The organism is Gandjariella thermophila (assembly GCF_005405885.1).
In the GTDB taxonomy this organism is placed as follows: Bacteria; Actinomycetota; Actinomycetes; order Mycobacteriales; family Pseudonocardiaceae; genus Gandjariella; species Gandjariella thermophila.
In genome coordinates this window covers 1-21032 of the sequence record NZ_BJFL01000005.1, presented here as the reverse complement: position 1 = coordinate 21032, position 21032 = coordinate 1, and the positions used below count along the sequence as shown (strand labels likewise).

General features: G+C 72.6%; 14 protein-coding genes. 4 read left to right on the top strand and 10 right to left on the bottom strand.

Going from position 1 to position 21032, the window contains the following annotated elements; genetic code table 11:
- Window positions 1-258: 258 nt before the first annotated feature.
- The 3 genes from FFT21_RS07305 to FFT21_RS07295 all read right to left on the bottom strand — a co-directional run bounded on the left by FFT21_RS07305 (window position 259) and on the right by FFT21_RS07295 (window position 3151).
- Window positions 259-1095 (bottom strand): TatD family hydrolase, encoded by an 837-nt coding sequence (locus FFT21_RS07305; protein WP_137813013.1) that lies wholly within the window; start codon window positions 1093-1095, stop codon window positions 259-261.
- Window positions 1092-2885 (bottom strand): methionine--tRNA ligase, encoded by a 1794-nt coding sequence (gene metG / locus FFT21_RS07300; protein WP_137813012.1) that lies wholly within the window; start codon window positions 2883-2885, stop codon window positions 1092-1094. Before metG ends, FFT21_RS07305 begins: the two co-directional genes overlap by 4 nt.
- An 80-nt stretch (window positions 2886-2965) precedes the next feature.
- Window positions 2966-3151 carry a hypothetical protein gene (locus FFT21_RS07295; protein ID WP_137813011.1) on the bottom strand — a complete coding sequence of 62 codons (186 nt, stop codon included), beginning with the start codon at window positions 3149-3151 and terminating at the stop codon, window positions 2966-2968.
- 226 nt (window positions 3152-3377) lie between these two features.
- Between FFT21_RS07295 and FFT21_RS07290 the strand changes: the two genes are divergently transcribed.
- Window positions 3378-4706 carry an aminodeoxychorismate synthase component I gene (locus FFT21_RS07290; protein WP_137813010.1) on the top strand — a complete coding sequence of 443 codons (1329 nt, stop codon included), beginning with the start codon at window positions 3378-3380 and terminating at the stop codon, window positions 4704-4706.
- Here the strand turns inward: FFT21_RS07290 and rsmI are convergent.
- On the bottom strand, window positions 4699-5556 hold the full coding sequence (rsmI, locus tag FFT21_RS07285) for a 16S rRNA (cytidine(1402)-2'-O)-methyltransferase (protein WP_137813009.1): 858 nt from the start codon (window positions 5554-5556) through the stop codon (window positions 4699-4701). The two genes, FFT21_RS07290 and rsmI, sit on opposite strands and share 8 nt — an antisense overlap.
- A gap of 72 nt (window positions 5557-5628) precedes the next feature.
- Here rsmI and FFT21_RS07280 point away from each other — a divergent pair, with 72 nt between their 5' ends.
- Together FFT21_RS07280 and FFT21_RS07275 are read left to right on the top strand one after the other, a co-directional pair.
- A complete protein-coding gene (locus FFT21_RS07280; RefSeq protein WP_371856745.1) occupies window positions 5629-7182 on the top strand; it encodes a dolichyl-phosphate-mannose--protein mannosyltransferase in 1554 nt (517 codons plus the stop codon).
- A 160-nt stretch (window positions 7183-7342) separates the two neighbouring features.
- Window positions 7343-7720 carry a hypothetical protein gene (locus FFT21_RS07275; RefSeq protein WP_137813008.1) on the top strand — a complete coding sequence of 126 codons (378 nt, stop codon included), beginning with the start codon at window positions 7343-7345 and terminating at the stop codon, window positions 7718-7720.
- A 120-nt stretch (window positions 7721-7840) separates the two neighbouring features.
- Here FFT21_RS07275 and FFT21_RS07270 read toward each other — a convergent pair whose 3' ends face one another.
- From FFT21_RS07270 to FFT21_RS07250, 5 genes are all read right to left on the bottom strand, one after another.
- Complete coding sequence (locus FFT21_RS07270) at window positions 7841-8806, bottom strand: type II toxin-antitoxin system PemK/MazF family toxin (RefSeq protein WP_137813007.1); 966 nt, start codon at window positions 8804-8806, stop codon at window positions 7841-7843.
- A 299-nt stretch (window positions 8807-9105) separates the two neighbouring features.
- A complete protein-coding gene (locus FFT21_RS07265) occupies window positions 9106-9618 on the bottom strand; it encodes an acyl-CoA thioesterase family protein (RefSeq protein WP_137813006.1) in 513 nt (170 codons plus the stop codon).
- A gap of 67 nt (window positions 9619-9685) precedes the next feature.
- Window positions 9686-13357 carry a CHAT domain-containing protein gene (locus tag FFT21_RS07260; protein ID WP_137813005.1) on the bottom strand — a complete coding sequence of 1224 codons (3672 nt, stop codon included), beginning with the start codon at window positions 13355-13357 and terminating at the stop codon, window positions 9686-9688.
- A gap of 115 nt (window positions 13358-13472) precedes the next feature.
- Entirely contained in the window at window positions 13473-15359 is a 1887-nt protein-coding gene (locus tag FFT21_RS07255; RefSeq protein WP_307722902.1) for a serine/threonine-protein kinase, read from the bottom strand.
- A gap of 149 nt (window positions 15360-15508) precedes the next feature.
- A complete protein-coding gene (locus FFT21_RS07250) occupies window positions 15509-17884 on the bottom strand; it encodes a helix-turn-helix transcriptional regulator (RefSeq protein WP_137813004.1) in 2376 nt (791 codons plus the stop codon).
- 223 nt (window positions 17885-18107) lie between these two features.
- Here FFT21_RS07250 and FFT21_RS07245 point away from each other — a divergent pair, with 223 nt between their 5' ends.
- A complete protein-coding gene (locus FFT21_RS07245; RefSeq protein WP_137813003.1) occupies window positions 18108-20420 on the top strand; it encodes an ATP-binding protein in 2313 nt (770 codons plus the stop codon).
- Window positions 20421-20660: 240 nt separating this feature from the next.
- Here the strand turns inward: FFT21_RS07245 and FFT21_RS07240 are convergent, their stop codons facing one another.
- Window positions 20661-20909 (bottom strand): group II intron maturase-specific domain-containing protein, encoded by a 249-nt coding sequence (locus FFT21_RS07240; RefSeq protein ID WP_225978173.1) that lies wholly within the window; start codon window positions 20907-20909, stop codon window positions 20661-20663.
- Window positions 20910-21032 lie beyond the last annotated feature (123 nt).

Sequence of the window (21032 nt, the reverse complement as noted above, 5' to 3'; positions counted from 1 at the left end):
GATCGGCTACGCGTCCGCTGCCGCTGCTCGCGGCACTCGGTTTGGTGCTCCGACTCCCGTCGTCAGCGCCGCACGGCCACCCCTGGCGGGGGCTGGCCGTCCCCGACGCACTGCCAGCCTGACTCCGGGTCCACCCTGAACATCGTCGTCTCGGGTTACGGTCACGGGACCGTAACGGAGTACGGGCCGGTAGGGCAAACATCGCTTCGGAGAGTGTGTCTTGCATCACAGGCTGGCACGGCCGGTACGCACGGTTCGTCATGGAACCGGCACCTGCCCGAGGCGGAACACTCGTTCGGCGGTCGCCGTGCTGGTGGACGCGAGATCCGCCACGTCGACGCCGCGCAGCGCGGCCAGATCGCGCACCGTGTACGCGGCGCAGTAGGGCTCGTTCGGCCGACCCCGGTACGGGTGCGGGGTGAGGAACGGCGCGTCCGTCTCGACCAGCAGTTGGTCCGCCGGCACCTCGAGGGCGGCCGCGCGGAGCGCGCGGGCGTTGCGGAAGGTCACCGTGCCGGCGAAGGACAGCACGTACCCGGCGGCCACGCAGCGGCGGGCGAACTCGGCGTCCCCGGAGAAGCAATGGAACACCACGGTGTCCGGTGCGCCCTCCTCGTCCAGAATGCGCAGGATGTCCTCGTGCGCGTCCCGGTCGTGGATCATCAGCGGCTTGCCGACCCGCTTGGCCAGGTCGATGTGCCAGCGGAACGCCTCCTGCTGGGCGTCGTGCGGCGCGTAGTCCCAGTAGTAGTCCAAACCGGACTCACCGACCGCGACCACCCGCGGATGGCCCGCCAGCCGTTCCAGTTCCGCCCGCTCGGCCTCGCCGAAGTCCTTGGTGCGGGTGGGATGCAGCGCCACCGCGGCCAACACCCGGTCGTCCCAGGTGGACGCCTCGGCGACCCAGCGGGCCGAGGCCAGGTCGTCGGCGACGGTGACCACCCTGGTCACCCCGGCGGCGGCGGCGCGGTCGACCATGGCGTGGACATCGGCGGCGGTCTCGCAGCCGCACGCGTCCAGGTGGGTGTGCGCGTCGACCGCCGGCACCGGAAGCGGCTCCGGCACCGGCGGCCGCTCGTCGCGACGCGTACTCATTTCTGGATCGGCGCCCACTCGGGGCCGGTGTCGCCGAGGGACGGGTCCAGCTTGGCGAACAGCGGCGTCGGCTTCGCCAGCGGCCGGCCCACCTCGATCGGCGCCGACTCCCAGCGCGCCTGCTCGGCCGGGTAGTCCCCGCACAGCACCGGGTAGGTGGTGCCCTCGTCGTCCAGATCGGACACCTCGCGCACCTCGGGCTGGGCGGCCCACACGCCCGTGCCGCCGAGCAGTTCGTGCACCTGCTGCGCGGCGTGCGGGATGAACGGGGTGAGCAGGGTGTTCGCGTCCCGCACCACCTGCAGCGCGGTGTGCAGGATGGTGTCCCGCCGCTCCGGGTCGTCCTTGCGCTTCCACGGCTCCTGGTCGGAGATGTACTTGTTGGCCGCGCCGACCACCCGCATCGCCTCGGTGACCGCCGCCTTGAACCTCGACCGCCGCAGGTGCCCGCCGACGACGTCGAAGGCGTTCCGGGCGAGCGCCTTCAGCTCCTCGTCGGCGGCCTGCGGGGCGCGTGGCTCCGGCACCGCGCCGACGTTCTTGGCGGCCATCGCGATCGACCGGTTGACCAGGTTGCCCCACTCGTTGGCCAGCTCGAAGTTCACCCGGCGGACGAATTCCTCCCAGGTGAAGTCCACGTCCTGGGTTTCCGGGCCGGCGACGGAGATGTAGTAGCGCAGCAGGTCCGGGCCGAACTCTCGGAGGAAGTCGTGCACGTAGATCACCGTGCCGCGGGAGGTGGAGAACTTCGACCCACTCATGGTGAGGAACTCGCTGGACACCACCTCGGTGGGCAGGTTGAGCGTGCCGAACGCGCCCGGGGTGCCGCCCTTGTCGCCCCGCCCGCTCTCGCCGAGCAGCAGCGCCGGCCAGATCAGCGAGTGGAAGACGATGTTGTCCTTGCCCATGAAGTAGTAGGCCTCGGTGTCCGGGTCGGTCCAGAACGCCTTCCAGGCGTCCGGGTCGCCGGAGCGGCGGGCCCACTCCACGCTCGCCGACAGGTACCCGATGACCGCGTCGAACCACACGTAGAACCGCTTCATCGGCTGCTCACGCCAACCGTCCAGCGGGATCGGCACGCCCCAGTCGAGGTCTCGGCTGATCGCCCGGGGTCGCAGGTCGCCAAGCAGGTTCTGGCTGAACTTGAGCACGTTGGTGCGCCAGTTCGTGCGGCTGGCCAGGTAGCCGCCCAGCGACTCGGTGAACGCGGGCAGGTCGAGGAACAGGTGCTCGGTCTCGACGAACTTCGGCTGCTCACCGTTGATCCGGGAGCGAGGGTTGATCAGGTCGATCGGGTCGAGCTGGTTGCCGCAGTTGTCGCACTGGTCGCCGCGGGCGCCGTCGTAGCCGCAGATCGGGCAGGTGCCCTCGATGAACCGGTCTGGCAGGGTGCGGCCGGTGGACGGGCTGATCGCGCCCATCGCGGTCTTCGGCACCACGTACCCGTTGCGCCACAGGGCGAGGAACAGCTCCTGCACCACCTGGTAGTGGTTGCCGGTAGTGGTGCGGGTGAACAGGTCGTAGGACAGGCCGAGGCCGTGCAGGTCGTCGACGATCGCCCGGTGGTACTTGTCCACCAGTTCCCTCGGGGTCACGCCCTCCTTCTCGGCCTGCACCTGGATCGGCGTGCCGTGCTCGTCGCTGCCGGAGACCATGAGCACCCGGTGCCCCGCCATCCGCATGTAGCGGGCGAACAGGTCAGAGGGGACACCGAAGCCGGAGACGTGACCGATGTGGCGGGGGCCGTTGGCGTAGGGCCAGGCCACCGCGGTCAACACGGGGGCGCTCATATGTCAAGCCTACGGAGCCACGCAGCCGGTTTGCCGGTCAGGGGTTGCGGCACGCCGGCTCGGGGCTGCCGCGCCGCACGTCACCGGTTGCGCGTCGCGATCAGCGCGGCCAGGCCCACCCGCAGCGGAAACGGCTCGCTGGTGACGAACTCGCCCGTCGCCGCGGGAGCCTCCTGGTAACCGAACTCACCGGCCAGGTGGTACGCGGTCAGGCTGATCGGCGGTTCCGGGTCGATCACCCAGTGGAGCGCCGCGAACTCCTCCACGGTCAGCAGATGATCAGGCGGGCCATGGTACGGCGGTCATCGCATCGTCTCCCGCGCGGCTCGTTTGGCCATCGTTTTGTGACGCCAGAAATTGTGACGTCCCGAGCCTGGCCGGCAATTGTCGGTGAGCCATGTCGGCGTTCCAACCCGCAACTGACTACCCGTCCGCAAGAAGCCCAGAGGACACCGGCACACGGTCACCCACCTGGATGACGAGAATGAACCCATGCGGGTGGTGAGCAGGCTGGTCGGTGCGGACGTGTCACCGGAGCGGGTGTTCCGGCGGCTGGTCGCGCGGGCCGAGGCGCTGCGGCTGCCGCCGCCGGCCGGGCTGGTCGGCGACTGGTTCGGCGCGGCGGCGGTACTCGCGCCGACGCTGCGGGCGGAGCCGGTCGCGGGCGGCGAGGCGCTGCGCGTCCCCGACCGGCAGCCGGTGGTGGCCGAGGCGCCGCCGGGCGCCGTGGCTGGCGGCTGGTTCGGCTACCTCGGGTACGGGCTCGCCGACCCGCCGCACCGGTCGCGGCGGCTGCCCGACGCGGCCTGGGGCTGGGCCGACCACGTGCTCCGGCTGGACGCGGCGGGCAGGTGGTGGTTCGAGGCGCTGACCGGCGCCGCGGCCGACGGCTGGGCCACGACGAGCCGCGACGACGCGGCGGCGCTGGCCGGCGAGATGGCCCGGCTGCTGGCCGGGGACGACCCGCCGCCGCGGCCGTGGGCGGCCAGCCCGCTGCGGCGGCCACCGGCGCGGCGGCACCGGGACGCCGTGCGCGGGTGCGTCGACGCGATCGCGGCCGGCGAGATCTTCCAGGCGAACATCTGCAGCCGGTTCGACGGCGAGCTGGCCGGCGATCCGGCCGAGGTGTTCGCCGAGGGGGTGGCCCGGCTGCGCCCGGCCCGCGCCGCCTACCTGTCCGGGGCGTGGGGCGCGGTGGCGTCGTTCTCCCCGGAGCTGTTCCTGGCCCGGCACGGCGACCGGGTGACCTCGTGCCCGATCAAGGGCACGCTGCCCAGGCGCGGGCCGGCCGACGACGGCAACGCCCGACTGCTCCGGGCGTCCACCAAGGACGTCGCGGAGAACGTGATGATCGTCGACCTGGTGCGCAACGACCTCGGCCGGGTGTGCGCCACCGGGACCGTCACCGTGCCCGAACTGCTCGCCGTCCATCCGGCGCCCGGCGTGTGGCACCTGGTGTCCACCGTGCGGGGCCGGCTGCGGCCGGACGCCACGGACGCCGACCTGCTGGCCGCCGCGTTCCCACCCGGCTCGGTCACCGGCGCGCCCAAGCTGCGGGCGCTGGAGCTGATCGCCGAACTGGAACCGGAGCCACGCGAGGTGTACTGCGGCTCGGTGGGGCTGGCCTCCCCGGTGGCCGGGCTGGAGTTGAACGTGGCGATCCGCACGCTGGAGGCGCACGCCGGCCGGGTGTGGCTGGGCGTCGGCGGGGGCATCACCGCGGACTCCGACCCGGACGCCGAGTGGCAGGAGTGCCTGCACAAGGCCGCCCCGCTGGAGGCGCTGCTCACCACGCCGGCGGCCGCGGTCGGACTCACCTGACGGCCCGGCGGGCGGCGACCACGGCGTCGTACAGCTCCTTCTTGGCGACCGCGGTGCCCGCGACGGCGGCCACCGCCTCCTTCAGCCGCTCGCCCTCGGCGACCCGCTGCTCAACCTCGGTGACCAGCGCGGGCAGGTCGGGTTGGGCGGGCCCGGCCACCGCGCCGGCGAGCACCACGGTCACCTCGCCGCGGACGCCTTCGGCCGCCCAGCGGGCCAGTTCGGCCAGCCCGCCGCGGCGGACCTCCTCGTACGGCTTGGTCAGCTCCCGGCACACCGCGGCCCGCCGGTCGTCGCCGAGCACCTCGGCGGCCGCCGCCAGGGTGTCCGCAAGCCGGTGCGGCGACTCGAAGAACACGCAGGTACGCGGCTCATGGGCGAGCGCGGCCAGCCACCGCCGCCGCTCCCCCGGCTTGCGCGGCGGGAACCCCTCGAAGCAGAACCGGTCACACGGCAGCCCGGACACGGCGAGCGCGGTGGTCACCGCGGACGGGCCGGGCAGGCAGGTCACCGGCAGCCCCTCGGCCACGCAGGCGGCCACCAGCCGGTATCCCGGGTCGGACACGCTGGGCATCCCGGCGTCGGTGACCACCAGCACGGTCCGGCCCTCGCGCACCGCGTCGAGGAGCCCGGGCAGCCGGGCGCCCTCCACCGCGTCGTAGCAGCTCACCACGCGGCCCGGCGGCGACACGCCGAGCCGGGCGGCAAGCGCGCGCAGCCGCCGGGTGTCCTCCGCGGCGATCACCTCGGCCGCGCCCAGCGCCTCCACCAGCCGCGGCGAGGCGTCCCTGGCGTCGCCCAGTGGCGTCGCGGCGAGCACCAGCCGGCCCGGTCGCGATACGGGATTCACACCGGTCACCCTACGATCGGCCGGGTGAAGGTCCTGGCACCGCACGCGAGCGCCACCGCACCCGAGGACGAGGTGGTCGATATCGGCGAGGTACCGGAGGCGTCGCCTCCGGCGGACGCCGCGCTCACCGACCCGGCTGACCGGTTGGGCCCGCCGATGCCGACCGACCGGCTGCGGGGTTGGATGGTCACCATCGTGGTCACCCTGATCGGCGGCGTGGTGCGGTTCTGGCACCTGGGCTTCCCCACCGACAAGGGAACGCCGATCTTCGACGAGAAGCACTATGTGCCGCAGGCGTGGCAGATGCTGCGCAACGGCGGCTACGAGGACAACCCCGGCTACGAGCTGGTGGTCCACCCGCCGGTGGGCAAGTACCTGATCGCCGCCGGCGAGTGGCTGTTCGGCTACGACGGCACCGGCTGGCGGTTCGCCTCGGCGGTGGTCGGCACGCTGTGCGTGCTGCTGATCGTGCGGGCCGGGCGGCGGCTGACCCGGTCCACGCTGCTCGGCGCGGTCGCCGGCGTGCTGCTGATCTGCGACGGCGTCAGCCAGGTCCAGTCCCGGATGGGGATGCTGGACATCTTCCTGACGTTCTTCGTGGTCGTCGCGTTCGCCTGCGTGCTGGTCGACCGGGACCAGGTGCGCGGCCGGCTCGCCGTGGCGGTCCGGGAGGGCTGGATCAACGACTCGCCGTACGGGCCGCGGCTGGGCTTCCGGTGGTGGCGGTTCGCGGCCGGCGTCGCACTGGGCGTGGCCTGCGCGACGAAGTGGGGCGGGCTGTACTACGTGGCCGGCTTCGGGCTGCTCGTCCTGGTCTTCGACGTCGCGGCTCGGCGGGCGGCCGGGGTGCGGCACCCGTGGCGGGGCACGCTGCGGCTGGACATCCTGCCCGCGCTGTGGGCGCTGATCGCCGTCCCGGTGGTGGTCTACCTGGGGTGCTACTGGGCCTGGTTCGCCAGCGAGACGGGAATCGACCGGCACGCGGTGGGCACCAAGCTCGGCACCAAGTCGACGTTCTGGTTCGTGCCGGACGCGCTGCGGTCACTGTGGTATTACAGCGGCAACGTGCTGGAGTTCCACGAGCACCTGGTGACCCCGAGGGACCACCCGCACCCGTGGGAGTCCAAGCCGTGGGCCTGGCCGATGAGCCTGCGGCCGATGCTCTACTACTACGAGTCCGGGCCGGGGGCGCCGGGCTGCGGCGATGCCGACTGCGTCGGCGCGATGATGCTGATCGGCACGCCGGCGATGTGGTGGCTGTCGGTGCCGATGCTCGCCTGGGCGGTGTGGCGGACGGCGACCAGGCTGGACTGGCGCTACGCCACCGTGCTGGTCGGCTACCTCGCCGGCTACCTGCCCTGGTTCCTCAACCTGGACCGGCAGATGTACTTCTTCTACGCCACGCCGATGGCGCCGTTCCTGGTGCTGGGCCTGGCCGTGGTGCTCGGCGAGATCCTGGGCAGCGTGCGGCAGGGCGTGGAACGCCGGGGCACCGGAACGCTCGTGGTCGCCCTGTACATCGGCCTGGTGGTGGCCAACTTCGCCTGGCTGTGGCCGATACTCGTCGGTGACTCGATCAGCCCGTGGCGGTGGAACGCCGAACTCTGGCTGCCGTCCTGGCGCTGACGCGGAGGGTGACCCGTAGGGGGTCAGACGGCCTACCTCATCCCGTGGGCTGACATGCCGACCAGCCCCGAAGCCGACGCCGGCTGATCCGTGCCCGCCGTAGCGTTCCGGTGGCCTGCCCGGGCCACCGGAACGGGGGACGGAAACGAGGGGGCACGGCATGCGGCGAGGCGCCGTCCTGGGCATCGTGATGATCACGCCGGCGCTGCTGGCGTCCGGCTGCGGCCTGTTCGAGAACCACACCATCCGGGTGGAGGTGACCGGAGCCGGCACCGCGGAGGAAATCTTCTATAGCTTCCCCGGCCAGGCCACCACGGGCAGGACCGCCGAGTACACCGCGAACTCCCCGGGCGCACTGCGGCACGTGCGCCTGCCCTGGTCGGCGTCCGCGACCACCGGTTTCGGCTTCGTCGACGTGACCACGACGGCCACCGGACCGGTGAGCTGCACGATCATCGTGGACGGCCGGACGGTGCTGCGCCGCCACAGCACCGACGACCACGGCGTCCAGTGCCACTACTCCGTCCAGGGCTCCTGAAATCGCCGGTGTGCCCGCGACGGGGCGCCCGTTTGAGTACGCGGGCGCTGCGTTCTTCACCAGTCGGGCCGGACGGCCGACTCCGGCGTGGGTGCTCGGCGATCTTGACGGACTGCGCCGTCAACTGCAAGGAGTTACCGACCAACCGCGCGGACTAATCCACCACCCGACTCTCCACCCGTGCTCAGCCGAGTGCGCCTGCTCAGCGTCTCTGCCGGCGCGGTCCGGTCTGGTCGGTTCTGCCGAGAGGAGTCCGCGTGGCGGCGCGGGCCGGCTGCGGGTGGGTGGCCGTCGTGGCATCCGCCGGATAAACCTCACTGACTTGTCCCAGAACCATTCCGGGCAGGACGTGACGTACCGGCGGAAGTCTCCTTTCGGCACCTTCAACAGCGGATGCAGTTGGAGCCAACTGGGTTTGTCGTTTTCCGGATGCCAGCCGGCGGGGATCGCAATGTAGCCGTGCCGCTCCTCCTTCGGCACGCTGGTGATCTTCAGGACATAGGCGTGCCGGTTGAAGGTGCTGACCACCAGGCACGGCCGGTCCTTGGAGCTTTGTCCACCGTCCTCGTAACTACCCTTCTCAAACGGCACCTCCGCCCACCAGATATCGCCCCGCTCCGCCTGCCGGACGGTCCCGGCCCAAGGCGTCCCGACCCATTGCGTCCCCTGGCGGGCCGCCACGCGCCGATCGATGATTCGCCAGACGATGATCCATACCCAGAGCAGCCACAGCACGGCGCCGGACCGAACGGGGTTGAGGTCGACAATACGCAACCCGGGCGGCGTCGGCACCATCGCCGCGACGACCGCGGAGAGGGCCAGCAGTGCCAGGGAGCGGCCGACGATCCAGGAGAGCCGTAGCCGCACGCGCCGGTGACGCAGTACCACCCACAGCGCCGCGAGGGGGGCGCAGCAACTGAACACCCACACCTCGTCGTGCTGGCCGAGCAGCACGGGGTCGCTGGTGAGCAGATATAACAGAACAGGCGGATAGCTCAGAAATGATGCGGCCATCCATTGCGCCGCGAGCTTACCGCACAAGATGAAGAGCGCGAGGTTTTCGCTGGCCCGCCGCGAACGGCCCACACCAGTTCTCCCGTCAGGTCAAAAATATCACCTTGGCGGCCTCGGCCCATGGTCGGCCGGTCGCCGCACCGAACATATCCGCGCGAACACCGGAACCGTTACGTCGCGGGATCGGAAGTCAGGCACCGTCTGGGAGTTGTCAGAGTGCGGTAAGCTATTCCCGTCGTGCGATGATATGCGGCCACACGATCGAAGTAACCGGCGTGGCCGAAGTATGACCCACAGGCGACAGCGGAGACGATTTCGTGACCGTGCGAATGACCCGTCGTGAATGGCGGGTGCGAGTTGCCGAGTACTTCCTAACCGCGAGTCATCCGGCGAGGCAGCAGGGGGTGTGACGGTCCCGGTGGAATCCACAGGTCGCTGCTGAACGGGATGAGCAGGGTGGGGCCGGCATCGAGGCATCGGGGTAACGCGATCAAGAGGAACGCGGCTGGTGGACCGAGTTCGACCACCTCGCCGGTCGTCGGGTCCTCCAGCCGGATCACGGAGGCGGCGTTCAGCGCGACCTCCTGGTCACCGCCGCGCGGGCGGAGCCGCATCGAGATGGTGAACGAACGCGGTCGGAACTCCGTTGTGCTGGCGGAGATCACTACGCTGGTCGGCCGGCCGAGTAGTGCGCCGGCGGGCAGCGTGCCCGTACGGTGCCGCAGGGTGAGCCCGGAGCGCTCGCGCAACCGCTGGAGCAGGGCGCAATGGTCGAGATAAGCCTGCCGAGCGGCATCCACCCACAGCGCCACCGCCGCGTCTCGGACCGTGCCGTCCGCGTTCACGTCGTGCTCGGTGACCGGTACTCCCGCCGGACCAGCCATCTCGTCGAGATCACCCGGCAAAGGTACGCCGACCAGCGCAGACGATCAGCGGCATTTTCCGCGCCGGCTACTTCAGCACGACGGTGCGTGTTGCGTTCACGATGTCGGTGAACAGCGCGTCCCGTGCCGCGGCGTCGGGCACGAGCTCGGTGAGGAGTTCGCCGAACCGGACGCCGGGCACCTGCTCGACCCGCGCCGTCAGTTCACCGAGGTCTGCGGGCAGGAGGTCATCCGCGTGGCCGCGCGATGACCAGGCGACGATGCGGACGCCGCTGTCCTCGTTGGCGGCGCGGTGGGAGGCCCGGAACAGCAGCGCGGCGGCCAGGCCGTGCACAACCGCGAGTTCCGGTCGCTTCGGGGGACAGAGACAGTACAGCGCCAGGTTGTGGTGGCTCGTGGCCACGGTGCCGGCCTCGGGACGCTGGTACTTGTACCGCAGCGCGTGGTGCTCGTTCGCGATCGCCTCGCCGAGCCGGCCCCGTTTCATGGCGAGATTGGCCCTGGCGCTGAACACCCGACCGAGGAGCACGATGTCGCCGGCCCGCTCGAATTCCTCCTGACAGGCGAGCAGCACTTCCTCCGCCTCGCCGTGGCGGCCCAGTTCCAGCAGCGGGAAGTGGGCGTTGAAGGCGACGCGGGCGCGGTCCTGTGTGGACGCTCCCCTCCGCTTCCTGCTGTCCTGGGCGCGCCCGTTGAGTTCGAGCGCACGGGGCCAGTCGCCCAGACCACAAGCGGCCAGGAACGCCGCGTCGAGGATGGTCTCGGTGACGGTCCAGGTCGAGAGGTACTCGCCGGCACTGGACTCGGGATCGAGGGAGTCAAGCCGCTCGAGCAGGCCGGTCGCCTGCTCCAGCACCTTGTCGTGGTGGCCCATCGCCGCGAGGATCTGCAGCACCAGCGCCTCGTGGCCAGCCTCGCTCCACGGGCCGCCCCCGGATGCGCGGTCCAGCGACACCGCCTCTTCGGCGGCCTCCAGCGCGGCGGCCAGGTCCGCGTGATCGCGCAGCAGGTTGGCCAGCTCACCGGCGACCCGCGCGCCCTCCTTCGGGTCGCCGCGACCGCGGACCTCGGCCCGCAGGGCGTGCATCGCGGCCAATCCCTCGGCGGGATCGATCCGTGCCAGCACCCTGGCGTGGAGCAGTTGGGTGTCCAGTCGCTGCCCGGTCTCCACACCGTCGTCGCGGAGGCGGCGCAGGTAACCCAGCACGCGGTGGGCGGTGCCCGGCGAGGGATCGCGGGAGGTGACGGCCGTCATCAGGGCGACGGCCTCCCGCGCACGGCCGCGGCGCACCAGGTACGGCAGGGCGGCCAGGCCGCGGTTGACGATCGTCTCGCCGGCGACGTCGTCGCCCTCCTGCTCCACCTGCCCCGCGCCGACCGCGACCCGCCACCACAGGTCGCCGAGCAGGTCGTCCACGGTGGCGCGCAGGTCGGAATCGGTGGCGGCGCGGACGGCCGCGGCCACGCCCGGGTGCATCGGGTAGTCCACGGCGACGTCCCCGACGCCTTCGGCGTCCACCAGCGCGGCGGCGGCCAGCGTGTCGACGGCCTCGTCCAGTGACGGCGGGTCGCCGTCGTGCCGGGTGCGCCAGAGTTGCGGCCAGACGGTGCCGACGACCCGGACGGTCCGGTCGGCGTCTTCCAGGCAGGCGATCAGCTCCGCGAGGGTGCGGGCCGGGGTGGGCAGGTCGGCGAGCGCGGTGGTGGTCCAGGTGGTCAGGATGTCCAGGAACTGGGCGCCGTCCACGTCGCTGGTGCCGGTGGCGAAGAAGGCGCCCAGCGGGGCGTCCGCACCGGCACGCTCGGCGGCGTCCAGCCGGGCGCGCAGCTTCTCCGGGTCGGCGGCCGCGGCGTCGGCGAGTTCGAGCAGCTTGGGATGGCCCTGCACGACGTGGATCACTCGCCGGGCCAGCACCGGATCGGCCGCCGGTCCGCGGTGCGGACCGGGCACGTCCCGCAGCAGCGCGCCGAGGTGCGGCAGCTCACGGGCGAGCAGGATCGACTCGGCCAGGGACAGCGCGTGGGTGGGCAGCACCGCCACCCGGTCGGTGTCCAGGCCGTCCGGGGCGGTCCGGCTGGTGAGCACGACTCTGGACTCGCCGCCGTGCCCGGTCAGGGTCTCGACCAGTGCCGCCCACATCGGGTCTCGCCAGGTGCCGGACGCCGACAGCAGGGTCTCCAGGTTGTCCAGCACCAGCAGCACCGCCTCGTCGCGCAGTAGCGCGGACAGCCGGGGCAGGAAGTGGCGCAGGCGGTCCTCGCCGCCCACCGCGTCGAGCATGGTGAAGCCGAGGTGGCCGAGCTGGGTTTCCAGGGCGTGCGCCAGGCCGACGATCGCGTCGCCGGGCGCCGTGTCCCGGCTGGGGGCCTGCCACCAGGCCAGCGCGCCGAAGCGGTCCCGGTGCTGGTAGGCCAGTTCCAGGGCGGCCGTGGTCTTGCCGGCTCCGGCCATGCCGACCAGCAGCACGCCGGTGCGGTCGCTGCGCGGCGCGAGCGCGCGGGCCGCGTCGATGAGCAGCCGGGTGCGACCGACGAACCGCTCCGGCTCGGCGGGGAAGCCGACCATCCGGTGCCGGCTCGGGTCGAGGTCCACGGTGCCGGCCGGCGGACGCAGGGTGAGGCCGGCGGCGCCGGGGCCGAACACCGCGGGCGTGCCGAGGGACAACGGCGGTCGGCCGGCCGAGGGCCGCTCCCCGGCGGCGGCCGGTACGGCCAGGGCGACGGCGCGGTCCACCGGCATGCCACCCAGCAGCCGCGGATACAGCTCCGCGGTCAGCGCGACGGCGAACTCGTCCGATACCGGGTAGCGCATCGCCACCGCGGCAACGCCGAGCCGTTCCACCAAACCGCGCGCTAGCCCCACCGTGGCGCCGTCGACTTCGGCGGTGGGGTCCAGCGCGTCCGCCTGCTCGTCCAGTCGCAACCAGCGCATCGTCTCCGCGGCCGTCGCCGCACCGGAGTGGCAGACGCCGAGCACGACGAGCTTCAACCGGCGTCGCGCCGGCCGTAACAGCGTCACGAGGTCCGTGGTGGACACCTCGTCGGGCGAGCCGTCCGGATGTTCCAGCAGCAGGCCCCCTTCCAGCCCATGCCCGGCCAGGTGTAGCACGTCCCACCCCGGCTCCTGCTCGGCGGTGGCGCGCAGCCGGTCGCGGGTCACCCCGTACTGCAGCACCCGCAGCTCGACGGCCCGGCGCTCGCGGGCGGCAACGGTGCGGACCAGCCGCGCCAGCTCGTAGCGCTCCCGGCGCAGCGCCAGCACGGAGGTGCGGGACGGCATGGAGAACAGCGCCAGGATGCGCAGCGCGTCGCCCACCGGCTGCTTGTCCCGGGCCTGGGTGCCAGCCCACTGGTAGACCAGGCCGACTCCACGACCGGCCAGCGAAACACCGTCCACATGCGACAGTTCGAGCGGCCAGTGCGGCAGGAAGTCGGCGCCCTCGGGCAGTTCCACCCGGACGGTGTCCTCGTCACCGGCTACGATCAGCCGGCCGATCCGCTCACCCAGCACCCGCTCGCCGAGCCACGCACCGACGCGCGCCACGATCGCCGTCTCCGCGGGGATGCGGTCGTCGGGCACGCGGTTCCGCCACAGGTAGCCGTGCAGGTCATGGATGGCCTCGTACTCCGGGGCCGCCGGGTCGACGTCAACCTCGTGGTCGGCGACCGTCCGACCGTCCTCGTCGAGCAGCAGCCACCGCCACCGCGTCGACCCGGACAACTCCACCGCCCGCAACATCCACGGCACCGGCCCGCCCCTCTCCCGCTGCTCGACTGCTCAGGGTAGCGAGTACGGCACGATGAGCGGCCGACCTTGCGCTGATTGCCCGTCAGCCGGCGGGTGCGGTCACTGGTCAGTGGCCGATCTCGGCGCGGCGGAGCATGCCGGTGACCGGGCCGTCCTGCTTGTGGCCGGCGTGCGCCAGCCAGCCGTTGACCTCCCGCTGCACCAGGGACAGCGGTGGCCGCCGGGCCGGGTCCGGGTGCAGCGAGGCGGCAAGCAGCTTGCGGTGCACGCTTTGCTGCGGGAGGTGGGTGACCGGCTGCGCCTGGGCGGCGGCCATCAGCGCGGACACCGTGCTCTCCCGCTCGCCGCGCGGTGGCCGGCCGGTGAGCGCGAAGCTGACCGTGGCGGCGAGCTGCCAGGCGTCCGAGGCGGGTGTGGCCGGCTGGCCGGCCGCCGTCTCCGGGGCCAGGTAGTCCGGGGTGCCCATCATCATCCCGGCGGCGGTGAGCGTGCTCTCGCCCTGCCGCCGCGCGATGCCGAAGTCGATCAGGTGCGGGGCGCCGCTCGGGTCGATGATGATGTTGGACGGCTTGACATCGCGGTGCAGCACGCCCTTGTCGTGCGCGGCGGCCAGCGCGCCGGCCATGGTCGCCCACAGCCGGGCGGCGGCCACGTCGTCCAGCGCCGCGTGGCCGCGCACCTCCTCGGACAGCGACCGGCCCTCGATGTACTCCATGACGATGGCCAGGCCGCGGCCGTCCTCGCCGGCGTCCTCGACGATGTCGTACACCCGCACGCAGTTCGGGTGGCGCACCGCGGCCAGCGCCCTGGCCTCGCGCAGGATGCGTTCCTCGGTGTCGGCGTCGAGGGCGTGGGAGAGCTTCACCGCCACCGTGCGGCCGAGCTGGCTGTCCTCGGCCAGCCACACGGTGCCCATCCCGCCCCGACCGAGGCGTTGCAGGCGGACGAACCGGCCGGCGATGGGCGGGCCGATCGCCGCGGTGACGCCGCGGTCCGCGCCCACCGCGGCGGCCGTGGACTGCTGCGGCATGCTGTTGCGGTACGCCTCGAACGGCATCCGGCCGGGCGCTGTGGCCAGCCGGGCGGGGCCGTCCCTCGGTGGTTCCACGGTGGGTCCGGGCAGCTCGGGCGGGCGCCGCCCGTCGCCGGGGTCGCCGTCCAGCGGGGTCGGCAGCGGCTGGCTGGCCATCGGTTCGGCCATCGGCCGGGCCGGTGGTGGGGTCATCGGCGCGGCCGGCGGCGGCGTCAGCGGATCGGCGGCGGGCTCCGGTGGCTGCTCCCGGCGACGCTCGGCGCTGCGGTTGATCGCCGCCCAGCTCGGCGGCGGCAGCAGGCGCACCGCGATCGCGCCGAGCAGGCTGGCCGGCACGAACCCGACCCAGAGCTGCGCCAGCACGCTGGCGGTGAGCTGCGTGGTGACGAACGGCAGCACGGCGAACGGCACCCAGAAGAACCGGGACGGCCAGCGCGGGCCACGGCGGAACGCGGCGCGGCCGATCAGGATGACGCCGAACACGCCGATGGCCGGCAGCACGACCAGCGTGACGGCGTGCAGCACCGTCGCGACGATGCCCTGGCCGGTGAACAGCGTGGTACTGCCGATCTGCCCGTTGCCGAGATAGGCCCGCTGCTGCACCACGAAGCAGAAGCGCTCACCCAGCGTGGCCAGCTCGGCACGGCCCATTCCCGCCGGTACGAAACCCCGGAAGGCGGCGCGGAAGACGTCGGAGGCGCCGCCGAACATCGCCCAGGGCACCACCAGCGATGTGAACACGCCGATCCCGGCGAAGGCGGTGACCGTGCCGAGGGACAGCCGGTTGCCGGTGACGTGCCGGATGGCCAGCACCAGGACCACGCCGGCCACCGGGAACGCCGCCGTCACCGCGCCCAGCCCGGTCAGCGTCCACGCCCAGTCCCCGGGGCACACGTCGAGGCCGAAATAGCCGTGCAGCCACGAGAGCAGAGCGCCCACGAGCGGCACGAACACGTTCACGTCCCCTCCTCGAATCCCCGTTCCCTGACCGCGCCCGGTCGGTTCTTCGACCCCTCAGCGAACGGGACTGGCTGGCGTCCACCATATGCCGATTCGCGTGGCCGGGGCGTGTGCTCGCCGGCGGGAAAGGAGCCCTGTTCAGCAGGCCTTCAGCCGGCCGAATTTCCCTGCTGGGCGGCCGCGGCGTTGGTGCTGGCCCACGCCGCGATCTGGGTGCGCGAGCTGAAACCGAGTTTCAGCATGATGTGCTCCACGTGGGTGGACGCGGTGCGCGCGGAAATCACCAGCTCGCTGGCGATCTCCTTGTTGGACAGCCCGCGCAGCACCAGTTCGGCGACCTCCCGTTCCCGCGGCGTCAACGACGCCCCGTCCGTCCCCGTGGGCGCCGCGCCCGGCTCGCCGCCGGCGGCCCGCTTCAACCGGCGCCGGGGGCTCTCGCCGAGCGCGAAGGCGATGGTCTCCGGCACCGACAGCCGGCTGCCCCGGTCGAACGCCGCCACGTAGCCGTCGTCGCCGAGCGCGGCGCGGGCTCGGTGCTCGTAGCCGCGGTGCGGGTCGTGCATGGACGTGCGGAGGATGTCGACCAGCCCGGCGGCGCGCCGGACCTGCGCCGCGGCGCCGAGCAACACCGCCGCCCGCTCGTGCTCGCCGCCGTCCTCGGCCAGCCAGGCCAGCACCTCGGTGCACAGCGCCAGGTGCCAGGCGTCCGGCCGGCCGCCGTGGCGGCGTTGCATGCGGACCACCTCGCGGGCCTGGCTGGCCGCCTGGTCCGGGTGACCGGCCGCGCGGTGGATGCGGGCCAGGATGTAGCGGGTGCTGGACAGCAGGGTGTGGTCGCCGCGCGCCTGGCAGATCCGCTGGCACTCGCGGCCGAGCCGGATCGCCTCGTCGAGGTCGCCGCGCATCTCGCGCACCGCGGCCAGGCCGAGCCGGGCGAGCACGGCCTGCGCGTGTTCCCCCTCGCCCAGCTCCGCGTAGCGGGCCAGGACGCCGCTCAGCAGGCGCTCGGCCCGCTCCAGGTCACCGGTGTAGGTGGCGATCAGGCCCTCCCGGTGGACGGCGCGGACCAGGGTGGACATCTCGCCCAGCCGCTCGGCCAGGTGCCGGGCCTCGTCGGCCAGCTCACCGGCGGCCGCCAGGTCGCCCTGGTGGGTGGCGATGAAGCTGGCCGCCCACAGCGCCCTCGCCCGTTCCGGGGTGGGCGAGCGGTCCACGGCCAGCGTGCACTCCAGCCAGCGCCGGCCCTCCCCGGCGAGGCCGGAGTAGATCCAGTGGAACCACAGCGCCGCCGCCATCCGCAGCCCCCAGCGGGCCAGTCCCTCGGTGCCGAGGCAGAACTCCAGCGCGGCCCGCAGGTCGGCGTGTTCCCGTTGCAACCGGTGGAGCCAGGCGTCCTGACCGGGGCCGAACCACTCCTGCTCGCACTGCCCGGCCAGCCGCAGGTAGCGCTCGGCGTGCCGGCGCCGCACCGCGGACTCCGCCCCGCCCTCCCGCAGCCGTTCCCTGCCGTACTGGCGCATCGTCTCCAGCAGCCGGTACCGGGCGCGCTCCCGGCGGGTCTCGCAGACCAGGATGGACTTGGTGACCAGGCTGGCGAGCAGCTCCATCACCTCGCCACGGGTGACGCCGTCGCCCGCACACACCTCCTCGGCGGCGTCCAACCCGAACGCCCCGGCGAACACCGACGTCCGCGCCCACATCACCCGCTCGGCGGGGGTGCACAGCTCGTAGCTCCAGTCCACCACCGCGCGCAGCGTGCGGTGCCGGGTGGCGCCCGCCCGGTCGCCGGAGGTGAGCAGCCGGAACCGCTGGTCGAGCCGCTCCTCGAGCTGTGTCACGGACAGGCTGGGCAGCCGCACCACGGCCAGTTCGATGGCCAGCGGCAGGCCGTCCAGCCGGCGGCACACCCTAGCGACATCGGCGCGGTTGTCCGGGGTGAGCGTGAAGCTGGGAATCATCGCCGCGGCCCGCTGGGTGAACAGCGTGACCGCGGCGGTCTCGTCGCCGGCCTCGCCGCCCGGCGCCGGGCACGGCAGCGGCTCGACCACGCGGACGTGCTCGCCCGGCACCCGCAGCGTCTCTCGGCTGGTGGTGAGCACCCGCAGGTGGTCGGCCTCGCGCAGCAGCGTGCCGACCAGCTCGGCGGCACCGTCGACGACGTGCTCGCAGTTGTCCAGCACGAGCAGCAGGTGGCGGCCGCGCAGGAAGTCGACAAGCAGCTCCACCGGCCTGCGCCCGGCGGTGTCCTGGATGCCCAGCGCCTGCGCCACGGTGTGCGGCACCAGCGCGTCCTCACCGACCTCGGCCAGCTCCACCAGCCACACGCCGTCCGGGAAGGCCCGCCGCAGCGCGGTGGCGACCCGCAGCGCCAGCCTGGTCTTGCCGACGCCGCCCACGCCGGTCAACGTCACCAGCCGGGCGACGGACAGCAGGCGCCGGACCTCCGCGGTCTCGGACCGGCGGCCGACGAAGCTGGTCACCTCGGCCGGCAGGTTGCCCGGCCGCCGAGTCGCGACAGCGCGCACGTCCTCAACGTAGTCACGGATCCGACCAGGTCAACGGGCTAATTCGAAACCGGTCCATGTTTCGGAGCCCCGCCGTGGCCGCCGGCACGACCGGTTCCGGCGGCGCCGGGGAGGCGCGAATGCCCGGCGCCGCCCCGGCTTTCCCGCGCGCGGCCGATCCGCCGTCGCATCGATTTGTGCCCGTGCTGGGCGACCGGACCGGGTTCACCTACCGTTGACCGTGATGACCAGGCCAGCGGTCCGAAGCCGGGCCAGCAACCTGCCGGTCGACGTGACCAGTTTCGTCGACCGGCGGTCGGAGTTGGCCGAACTCAGGCGGCTGCTGTCGGCGACCCGCATGGTCACGCTGACCGGGCCGGGCGGGATCGGCAAGACCCGGCTGGCGCTGCGCGCGGCGGCGAGCGTGCGCCGGACCTTCCCGGACGGCGTGTGGCTGGTCGACCTCGCCTCGCTGGACAACGGCAGCCTCCTCGCCGAGACCGTGGCGAACACGCTGGGCATCCGGCACCACGCCACCGAGGCCCCGTTCGACGTGCTCTCCGAGCGGCTGGCCGGCCAGCACCTGCTGCTCGTGCTGGACAGCTGCGAGCACCTGGTCGACGCGGCGGCCACGCTCGCGGCCACGCTGCTGCCGGCCGCACCGAAGCTGTGGATCCTGGCCACCAGCCGGGAGCCGCTGCACGTCGGCGGCGAGCACGTACTCACCGTGCCGCCGCTGTCCGTGCCGGAGCCGGACCAGCCAGTGGACGCGGTGGCCTCCTTCCACGCGGTCGACCTGTTCGCCCAGCGGGCGTCGGCCGTGGTGACGGACTTCGCCGTCACCCGGGACAACGCCGGCACGATCGCCGAGATCTGCCGCCGCCTGGACGGGCTGCCGCTGGCCATCGAGTTGGCCGCGGTGCAGCTTCGCGCGCTGTCCGTGGAGCAACTGCTGGAGCGGGTGGAGCACCGGCTGCAGCTTCCGGTCACCGGCCGCCGCGCGGCGCCGCCCAGGCAGCGCACCCTGCGGGCGCTGCTGTCCTGGAGCTTCGACCTGTGCTCGCCGGCCGAGCAGGACCTGTGGGCCCGGCTGTCGGTGTTCTCCGGTGGTCTGGACCTCGCGGCGGCCGAGGACGTCTGCTCCGGCGGCGGCATCGCCCGCGACGCGGTGGCCGGCCTGCTGGTCAACCTGGTGGACAAGTCGATCCTGGCCAGGGAGGAGCACGCGCACCGGGTGTGGTACCGGCTGCCGGAACTGGTCCGCGAGTACGGCCGGGAACGCCTCGCCGGCCCGGCCGAAGACCGGGTGCTGCGCCGGCACCGGGACTACTACCGGCGGCTGGCCGAGCAGGCCGAGGCGGAGTGGTTCGGCCCGCACCAGGTGGAGTGGTGGGGCCGGCTGCGGCGGGAACTGCCGAACCTGCGCACCGCACTGGCGTTCAGCCGGACCTGCCGCTCGGAGGCGCTCGCCGGGCTGCGGATCGCCGCCGCGCTGCGCATCTACTGGATCACCACGGGCATCCTCAGCGAGGGTCGGCGCTGGCTGGACGGGTTGCTCGCGCTGGCCCCGGACCCCACCCCGGAGCGGGCCAAGGCGCTGTGGGTGAACTGCTGGCTGGCCTGCCTGCAGAGCGACATGGCCACCGCGATCCCGCTGCACGATGCGGCCCGCCGGCTGGCGACCGAGCTGGACGACCCGAGCGGCCTCGCCTACACCGCCCGGCTCGCCGGCCTGATCGCGATCTTCCGCGGGGACCTGGGCGAGGCCACCGCCCGGTTCGAGGAGGCACTGGCCAGGCACCGCGCCACCGGCGATCCGATCGGCGTCGTGCACGCGATCGCCCGGCTCGCCTCGATCGCGATCTTCCGTGGCGAGCACGACCGGGCGGTGGCGCTGTGCGAGGAGTCGCTGGCGATGAGCGACGCGCGCGGCGAGCGGTGGTACCGGTCCTACACGTTGTGGATCATGGGAATCGCGCTGTGGCGGCGCGGCGAGACGACCCGCGCCACCACCGCCGAGCAGACCGGGCTGCGGCTCAAGCTGCTGTTCGCGGACATGCTCGGCGCCGGCAACTGCACCGAGGCGCTGGCCTGGATCGCGGCCTCCGAGGGCGACTGGAAGCGGGCAGCCACGCTGCTCGGCGCGGTGCAGTGCATCTGGCGCGCCACCGGCCTGTCGCTGTACGCCTACCTGCGCGGCTTCCACGACGCGTGCGCCGAGGACGCCCGCGCGCATCTCGGTGACCGGGCGTACGAGGCGGCGTTCTCCAGCGGCCTGCGCTTCACCCCGGAGGCGGCGATCGCCTACGCGCTCGGCGAGGACTCCGCCGGTACCCCGCCCGCGCCGCGCGAGGAGGCCACCCCGCTCACCCCGCGCGAGCGGCAGGTCGCGGAACTGGTCGCGCAGGGACTGAGCAACAGGGACATCGCCGCCCAGCTGGTGATCTCGCAGCGCACCGCGGAGACCCACGTCGAGCACATCCTCAACAAGCTGGGCTTCACCTCCCGCGTCCAGGTCGCCGGCTGGCTCACCCAGTCCCGCGGCGCGCCCGGCTAAGCCGGGGTTGGATCTTCTTCGGCCTGGCCGAGCGGTTGCGGCTGCTGCAGATCTGGTTGGAATTGCTGGTGCCGCCGGAGTCCCTGGTCCGCCGGGTCATCGAGCTGTCCGGCCTGGTCACCCTCGTTCCGCTGCGCCCGGAACCCGCCTAAGGGTCGGGTGGCCGGAGGGAATCGCACCCTCCGGCTCCCACAGAACCGTGCGTAACGATCTCTCGTTACACGGCTCTTGTCATCCTGATCACCAGAACGTCGGTGTCCATGCCCAGTGAGCGAAGAGCCTGGGATGCTGACTGGTGATGCGCTGCCAGCACCCGTGGGCCTTCTTGAACCTCCGAAGCCGTTTGAATTTCTTGCGGATCCAACGCATCAGGTAGGCGTTGACACGCCGGAGGACGGCGAACAGCGCAGAGCGATAGAACGCTCCGTAGTACCGCAACCAGCCGCGCACGATCGGGTTGATCCATCGCGCAAGCTCGGTGAAGGTCAAGAGCGTTATTCAGAGCCCTTACCAGCCAAGTCGGTAGAACTCCAGTGCGGTGACGATTCGGATGACATTCGGAAGCTCGGCGAGGCGCCCTCGAAAGCCGGTGGCAAGTATCTTCCAGTTCTT

Coding starts and splice junctions, on each gene's coding strand:
- FFT21_RS07305 (WP_137813013.1), bottom strand. CDS start 1,095: ATGAGTACGCGTCGCGACGAGCGGCCGCCGGTGCCGGAGCCGCTTCCG.
- metG (WP_137813012.1), bottom strand. CDS start 2,885: ATGAGCGCCCCCGTGTTGACCGCGGTGGCCTGGCCCTACGCCAACGGC.
- FFT21_RS07290 (WP_137813010.1), top strand. CDS start 3,378: ATGCGGGTGGTGAGCAGGCTGGTCGGTGCGGACGTGTCACCGGAGCGG.
- FFT21_RS07275 (WP_137813008.1), top strand. CDS start 7,343: ATGCGGCGAGGCGCCGTCCTGGGCATCGTGATGATCACGCCGGCGCTG.
- FFT21_RS07265 (WP_137813006.1), bottom strand. CDS start 9,618: ATGGCTGGTCCGGCGGGAGTACCGGTCACCGAGCACGACGTGAACGCG.
- FFT21_RS07260 (WP_137813005.1), bottom strand. CDS start 13,357: ATGTTGCGGGCGGTGGAGTTGTCCGGGTCGACGCGGTGGCGGTGGCTG.
- FFT21_RS07245 (WP_137813003.1), top strand. CDS start 18,108: ATGACCAGGCCAGCGGTCCGAAGCCGGGCCAGCAACCTGCCGGTCGAC.